General features: G+C 45.7%; 11 protein-coding genes. 4 read left to right on the top strand and 7 right to left on the bottom strand.

Annotated elements, in window-relative coordinates:
- Window positions 1–154, bottom strand: a 154-nt coding sequence (locus tag F6K49_RS33455) for a sporulation protein (protein WP_293103591.1), incomplete at its 3' end; no start/stop codon positions are given.
- Window positions 155–722: 568 nt separating this feature from the next.
- Here F6K49_RS33455 and F6K49_RS33460 point away from each other — a divergent pair.
- The gene (locus F6K49_RS33460; RefSeq protein ID WP_293066743.1) at window positions 723–971 is read left to right on the top strand and encodes a hypothetical protein; all 249 of its coding nucleotides are present in this window, start codon (window positions 723–725) and stop codon (window positions 969–971) included.
- On the opposite strand, the gene F6K49_RS33465 is transcribed toward F6K49_RS33460, so the two are convergent.
- Together F6K49_RS33465 and F6K49_RS33470 are read right to left on the bottom strand one after the other, a co-directional pair.
- Window positions 931–3,099, bottom strand: a complete 2,169-nt coding sequence (locus F6K49_RS33465) for a PatA/PatG family cyanobactin maturation protease (RefSeq protein WP_293103583.1) — start codon at window positions 3,097–3,099, stop codon at window positions 931–933. The two genes, F6K49_RS33460 and F6K49_RS33465, sit on opposite strands and share 41 nt — an antisense overlap.
- Window positions 3,100–3,259: 160 nt before the next feature.
- Complete coding sequence (locus tag F6K49_RS33470) at window positions 3,260–3,451, bottom strand: hypothetical protein (protein ID WP_293019712.1); 192 nt, start codon at window positions 3,449–3,451, stop codon at window positions 3,260–3,262.
- An 80-nt stretch (window positions 3,452–3,531) separates the two neighbouring features.
- Here F6K49_RS33470 and F6K49_RS33475 point away from each other — a divergent pair, with 80 nt between their 5' ends.
- Complete coding sequence (locus F6K49_RS33475; protein ID WP_293103587.1) at window positions 3,532–3,657, top strand: hypothetical protein; 126 nt, start codon at window positions 3,532–3,534, stop codon at window positions 3,655–3,657.
- Window positions 3,658–4,014, top strand: coding sequence for a hypothetical protein (locus tag F6K49_RS33480; protein WP_293041875.1), 357 nt, complete (start codon window positions 3,658–3,660; stop codon window positions 4,012–4,014).
- A 247-nt stretch (window positions 4,015–4,261) separates the two neighbouring features.
- Here F6K49_RS33480 and F6K49_RS53735 read toward each other — a convergent pair whose 3' ends face one another.
- Window positions 4,262–4,459: a cyanobactin class RiPP gene (locus F6K49_RS53735; RefSeq protein ID WP_364301995.1), complete on the bottom strand. Its 198-nt coding sequence runs from the start codon at window positions 4,457–4,459 to the stop codon at window positions 4,262–4,264.
- Between the two features lie 173 nt (window positions 4,460–4,632).
- Here F6K49_RS53735 and F6K49_RS33485 point away from each other — a divergent pair, with 173 nt between their 5' ends.
- Entirely contained in the window at window positions 4,633–4,803 is a 171-nt protein-coding gene (locus tag F6K49_RS33485; protein WP_293066731.1) for a hypothetical protein, read from the top strand.
- Here the strand turns inward: F6K49_RS33485 and F6K49_RS53740 are convergent.
- From F6K49_RS53740 to F6K49_RS33495, 3 genes are all read right to left on the bottom strand, one after another.
- Window positions 4,764–4,961, bottom strand: coding sequence for a cyanobactin class RiPP (locus F6K49_RS53740; protein ID WP_293019716.1), 198 nt, complete (start codon window positions 4,959–4,961; stop codon window positions 4,764–4,766). The genes F6K49_RS33485 and F6K49_RS53740 overlap by 40 nt on opposite strands.
- A gap of 106 nt (window positions 4,962–5,067) precedes the next feature.
- Window positions 5,068–5,244, bottom strand: coding sequence for a hypothetical protein (locus F6K49_RS33490; protein WP_293019717.1), 177 nt, complete (start codon window positions 5,242–5,244; stop codon window positions 5,068–5,070).
- 87 nt (window positions 5,245–5,331) lie between these two features.
- Window positions 5,332–5,982, bottom strand: a complete 651-nt coding sequence (locus tag F6K49_RS33495) for a Uma2 family endonuclease (protein ID WP_293019768.1) — start codon at window positions 5,980–5,982, stop codon at window positions 5,332–5,334.
- Window positions 5,983–6,593 lie beyond the last annotated feature (611 nt).

Consider the following 6,593-nt stretch of genomic DNA (forward strand, 5'->3'; position numbering starts at 1 on the left):
AAATATAAATATCATCAATTTTCTGGGAAACATCTCCCCCAGTAATATAAACTTCCCCTTCTACCATTTCCCCAGGAGCTAGGGAATCAAAGTACAAACGTGTATCTACCTTTGCTGCTCCAATGCCCACCTGAGCTAATAGCTTTTTGAACATAGATTCTAGTTTTTTAGCTAACTTTGCTACTAGCTTAATCTATGATTCTGGAGTTTTAGGGAGTAGGGAGTAGGGAATCGGGAGTAGGGAGTCGGGAGTCGGGAATCGGGATTAGGGAGTAGGGAGTCGGGAGTAGCGAGTCGGGAGTCGGGAATATGGTATCAAAAATTATCACAATTCCTACACAGAAGCCTATACTGGATTTAACTCGATTTCTGTTTAAATTTCTTAACATTCCTAGATAAAAGTACAATCCTAAACATAAAAGTTCACAAACAAACTATTGACGTTTTGAATTACTTTATGCTACCGTTAGATGTAATCATATTTTCTTGGATATCCTAGTTTTTTCATCTTCTAGTCTTTAGCTTTTCCTTGAGGGGAAGGTTTTTACTAACTTTTTATTCCCCATTTTTTTTTGCTTTTTTTTAAGCTATCAGCTATCAGCTATCAGCTATCAGTTATCAGTTATCAGCTATCAGCTATCAGTTATCAGCTATCAGTTATCAGCTATCAGCTATCAGCTTTTCAATAAAAGAGATAAGCTTTGGCTGACGGCTGACAGCTTTTGGCTGACCGCTTTCTCCCCTACTCCCCATCTCCCTACTCCCCATCTCCCCATCTCCCCATCTCCCTACTCCCTACTCCCCATCTCCCCATCTCCCCATCTCCCTACTCCCTACTCCCCATCTCCCCATCTCCCCATCTCCCCATCTCCCCATCTCCCTATCTCCCTACTCCCTACTCCCTACTCCCTACTCCCTACTCCCTACTCCCTACTTCGGTACGGACCAAGAACGCACGTGACCTAAGGTAACTGGCACCAGATCAATCACATCAATGGTGAAGCGATAGATTTTCTTGGCTCTGCGACCATTTTCTGGGTCAAAGAACTTCAGTTTTACATCCCAACAGTTGCTATCATAACGACAGAAGGGACTCTTCTCTACTTCAATACTATGGAGTTCCATGCCTATAGCTACCGCTTCGGAAATACTTTCGGCGGCTTGGAAGGCATTAATTGCGGCATAGTTGATAGCGCGATCGCGGTCAGCTTGTCCTAAGTTCCGTAGGTCATAATAGACCCGATGTAGAAATGCCGTCAAAGACTTCCGGATTGCCGCTTCATCAGCATTCTGCTGTTCCTGACGAACGGCTTCGATGGCATTATCCACTAAGGTGTTGATTGTCCAGCCGTACATGCCCCGGGGACTATAAAGCTTCAACACCGGCAGCTCTTGTCCAGAAAACAGTTTGACAGTTTTCCGGCTCAACCGTCCCGCCATACTCACCCGTTCTATATACTCGTCATCGTTTTCTGGCAATGCCTCACTGGCCAGCATATCCTGCAAGGTGGCGTAGGTATCATCGGCAAATGCCCCCACCGGTTCCAGGGCATAAATGGGGGTCAGTTCTAGGTTCAACGTCCAAATTAAAGACTTCGCTTCATAGAGATTCTGACCCAGATAATCTCCCATTTGCCTGGCATCGTAGGGGTTGGGGGGAACCATTACCCCGTTGACCTCTACCGGTGGCATTAACTGCTTAAAAGAATCCCGCCTTGCTTCTGTTCCGAAATCATACCCCACCGTTCCCATCACATAGACCAGGTTTGACCCAGCACTCGGCACAATATTATTGGCTGCTGTAGTATTAGCAGTGATATTATCAGCAGTGATATTATTAGCGGTGATATTATTATCGCTAACCCCATCAGAAGATAAGGTTAATTGATTTTCTCTTCCTGTTTCCGTTAATTCTTCTCCACTATTCCCTATTCCCTGTTCCCTGTTCCCTTTATTCCCGATTCCCGATTCCCGATTCCCGATTCCCGATTCCCGATTCCCGATTCCCGATTCCCGATTCCCTTCCTTAGACGATATAAAAACAATCGTACTTTTATCCTCTGAGCCTTGACTAGTAATCTCTGACCCTTCACCTTTTGCTGCTAATTCTTGTCCGGTAATTAACTCAAAGGCACCGGCAATATTAACCTTGCCCAGCAAACAGCGTTCTGGTTCTTCTACTTCTTCTGGGTCGCAGGGAATGGCACTATTGGTAATAGCAGCACGAATGGCTTCCGCATCGGGAGCTGCCCCTTGTTGTAATTGCAAACTCATTAACAAGGCGGAAATTCCAGTAATTACTGGAGCCGCACAACTGGTTCCTTTTTTCCGCACTGCTTCATCGGTTCCCGGTTGTGCCCCCAGAATATTTTCTCCCGGAGCCAGCACCCCTTGTTTGGCATACTGGCCACCGAAGTTACTGAACTTGGCCGGTTGACCATTATCTTTGTAGGCTCCAACCGTTAGTACTCCCGGCAAAACTGCCGGAATACACCAACATTCCCCTTTATCATTACCACCAGGGGCAACCACCAGAACATTATTCTCCTGGGCTTGACGCACTGCTTTTTCCAACAGTTCATGGGCGACACCGGATTGGGTGGGGTGACAGGCGGCGCAGTGAATAATATTCGCTCCCAGTTCCAAAGCTTGATTAAAGGCATGAACTAGGTTCAGGGGGTTGATGAAGTTCTCCCCATCCCGAGCAATGGGGATATTAATGCCTCGGCAACCAGGGGCAATGCCTTCAACCGGAGAGCCTGGTTGTCCAAAAATGGTACTGGAAATATGGGTAGCATGGAAATTGCAGAAAATCCGATAACGAATCCGGTCGTCTGGAATAGCAGCTTCTAGTTTTTCTTTTTTGGTGTCGTCGTCAAAGTCATCTAACTGATTAATCTCTCGGAAGACTTTGATCAGATCGGGGTCAATTTCAAGTTCTTCTGACCAAAAGGGGGTAATTCGACTCAGCTTTGCCCCCTGGAAACAGGCTCGGTCTAAGTCTACTGAACCATCTAATACTGCGATCAGAAGGCGAGAATCACCGGTGGTGTGGGATTGGAGTTCCGTGAAGCCGGGGATGGTGGAGAGGTCGGGCATTTGTTTTTAAGGTTATGGATGGGGAGTGGGGAATTAAGAATTTAGAATTTAGAATTTAGAATTAAGAATTTAGAATTTAGAATTTAGAATTTAGAATTTAGAATTTAGAATTTAGAATTTAGAATTTAGAATTTAGAATTTAGAATTTAGAATTTAGAATTTAGAATTTAGAATTTAGAATTGGGAGTGGGGAGTCGGGAGTGGGGAGTCGGGAATCGGGAGGATGGGGAGAATTTTGGTGTTGCTGAATCAAGGGATCAATAGCAGTAGAGTGGGCATCCTGCCCGCGACCAAGGATCAATAGCAGTAGAGTGGGCATCTTGCCCGCCCGACTATCTATTGTAACGGGCAAGATGCCCATTCCACAGCAAGATCACTATTTTACAGCAACGGGCAAGATGCCCATTCCACTAAGATTCCTATTTCACCAAGATGGCTATTCTACTATCAAGATGCCTATGCCATCAAGATGCCCGTTCCCGCCAAATATTACCATCAACTAGTCACACATTGACTATCTACTCCTCCCGATTCCCGATTCCCGATTCCCGATTCTAATTGGGTATTGGTGGGCATTGCTTATTTAATTGCTCGCCGTTCAATAAAGATCATTTTCAGCAATGCCCACCCTACAACTATCCCGATTCTTACCATCAAACCGTCAGACCTTGGGTGTTGGTGGGCATTGCCTATTTAATTGCTCGCCGTTCAATGCCTGATCTTTCGGAAGCAATGCCCAGCCTACAAGTATCCCGATTCTCCCGACTCCCGATTCCCGATTCTAATTGGGTATTGGTGGGCATTGCCTATTTAATTGCTCGCCGTTCAATGCCTGATCTTTCGGAAGCAATGCCCACCCTACAAGTATTCAAATTCTTAATTCTTAATTCTCAATTCTTAATTCTTCATTCTTAATTCTTAATTTCCGATTCCCCTATTTAAAACGAAAAACCCCAATAGCTGGGGTTTCTCTATCGGAATCACAACATTTGTCAAAAAAGTCTCACCAGGGCAAGCATCGAGCAAACACCCAGCCGTGCCAGGTAACCGAAGACCCCGAAGTAGCCAGGGTTTCCCGTAAATTTATAACGGCCAATCGACCGCCCAGCAATGAAAAAAAAGACTTTTGAGATAATTTGCATTAACTGTGATAGAGTGATTATTACTCGTCCCCTTCCCCCGCAAAAGGAAATGAAAAAGTGACCCCCGGTGGTGCACTTATGGAAGGGGTAACACCGTGGCTGGTGGTGCCTCCCATGCCCTCCGTCAGGGCTGTTTCTTCCAAGCCGGGGATGGGCTTAGCTGTGGTGGAACGTACGATGGGAGATTTTTGGCCAGGCAAGAGTTTTTTCTTTCCCATTTGCTTTTGCTCCTGTTAGATTTTGTTTGTTACAGGGTTTAGAATACCATTGGGTAAGGGCGGGGAGTCAAGGGGGGTTTACAATTGTTTACAGTGGGGAATTAAGAATTAAGAATTAAGAATTTAGAATTTAGAATTTAGAATTGGGAGTAGGGAGATGGGGAGATGGGGAGATGGGGAGATGGGGAGATGGGGAGAATTGTAACAGGAGCAATGGGCAAGATGCCTGTTCTACGAAACTAGTAGCAGCCGTTATAAAAAAGACTTTTGATGCAATTTGCCGCTTCTTTAGATCGACTGAGTCTTACTCCGCATCGTCTCCGGCAAAAGGAGGACAGGCATAACTATGTAGTGTTTGACACTGTTGGGCGGGTTGGAGCCCCTGGGCTTGCCCGTCCCATCCAGTCGTCAGCTCGGTTTCGGTCAAGCCGGGGATGGGCTTTGCGGTGGTGGAACGTAGGATGGGAGATTTTTGGCCAGGGAGTAATTTCTTTTTGCCCATTTTGTTTTGCTCCTCTTTATTTTTAGTTATTTCTAGTGGTTAGAATACCATTGGATAAGGGCGGAGAGTCAAGGGGAATGGGGAGTTGGGAATGTAGAATTAAGAATTAAGAATTAAGAATTGGGAATCGGGAGTAGGGAGTCGGGAATCGGGAATCAGGAGTCGGGAGGAGGAAGGGTGGGGAGTTGGGGTGATGGGGTGATGGGGTGATGGGGAGTATTGGAGTCAAGCAGCAACAGGCAAGGTGTTGGTGGGCATTGCTATTTAATTGCTCGTCGTTCAATAAAGATCATGTTCAGCAATGCCCACCCTACGAGTATTTATGCGATCGCTTAAAATCTCCCTATCTCCCTATCTCCCCATCTCCCTATCACCCTATTTCCCTACTCCCTACTCCCTCTTGTAAAACCCCTAACACAGTGCCTAGATCTCCTGATAATAAGGCGGATTTGGCTAGCCACAAACCAGGGAAAATTGTTGAAGTGAGAATGCCTGATTGATCAGGTTGCAAGGCAATATATTTCCCCTCTTGTAAACAGAACCAATCCAATTCTTGGTCATACACTCGCCAGACCAAATACTCCTGCACCTGATTACGGCGATAGACATTGAACTTTTGGTGTAGATCATACGACGCGCTACTGGCCGCAATTTCAACAATCAGTTCCGGTGCCCCTTCGACATAGTCGTCGTTGCTGATCGTAGATTGTCCATTTTCCTCGATGCGCAGCAGAGCATCGGGTTGGACTTCGTTGTCAGCATCTAGACCCACGGTAGAGTTATTCAAAACTTCTACACCAGTAGTAACCGCTTCGTAGGCAACCAGCCATCCCATAATGTGAGCATGGGGTTTACCGTGAGCTTTAGCATGAACAGCAGGAGTCATATACACACATCTTTCTATTAATTCAGCTTTTTTGATCTCGGGCATAGCGGCGTAGCGCTGCTCAAATTCAAAACGGGTGAGTGTGTCGCCGTTTTCTAGGGGGGGTATGGTTAAGGGTAGGGTAGAAATAGTCATAGAGCGGTTTGCAATGTAGTTAAGTACAAAGTTTTGGGTTTTTAGGGAGCAGGGAGCAGGGAGCAGGGAGCAGGTAAGAGGCAAGAGGCAAGAGGCAAAAGTGCGATCGCATAAGCTAGCTTGTAGGGTGGGCAAAAAAAGTTGGGTTCAAATCAGTATTCTAGATAATATAATTTTGCCCACCCTACTTGAATTCGTTTTTTTTTACACTCAATTTACTCTAAGTTTTAGCTTGTAGGGTGGGCAAAAAAAGTTGGGTTTAAATCAGTATTCGATACCATAAAACTTTGCCCACCCTACTTAAATTATGTGTACTGATAGCTGATAGCTCAGATTAAACGGATGCATTTCATATTTGCTGTTTTGGTGGTGCGTTACGGGACGGGCTGTTCCCCGGGCGTTGAGGCGCAAAATTAGGGTGAGCTCGTCCCTAACACACCCTACGCAGCTAATAACTGACCGCTGATTCCTTACAACTCTTCCTCTATAGGCTCGCCGTGATCAAAAATAATAATAAATTCAGCATCCGGCATCAACCGTTTCAAAGCCTTTAAATGGCCCTCGGCATCTGAACGCTTGCGGAAACGAGCAACAACGACCCGTTGCATCTT

This window comes from Moorena sp. SIO3I6 (genome assembly GCF_010672095.1).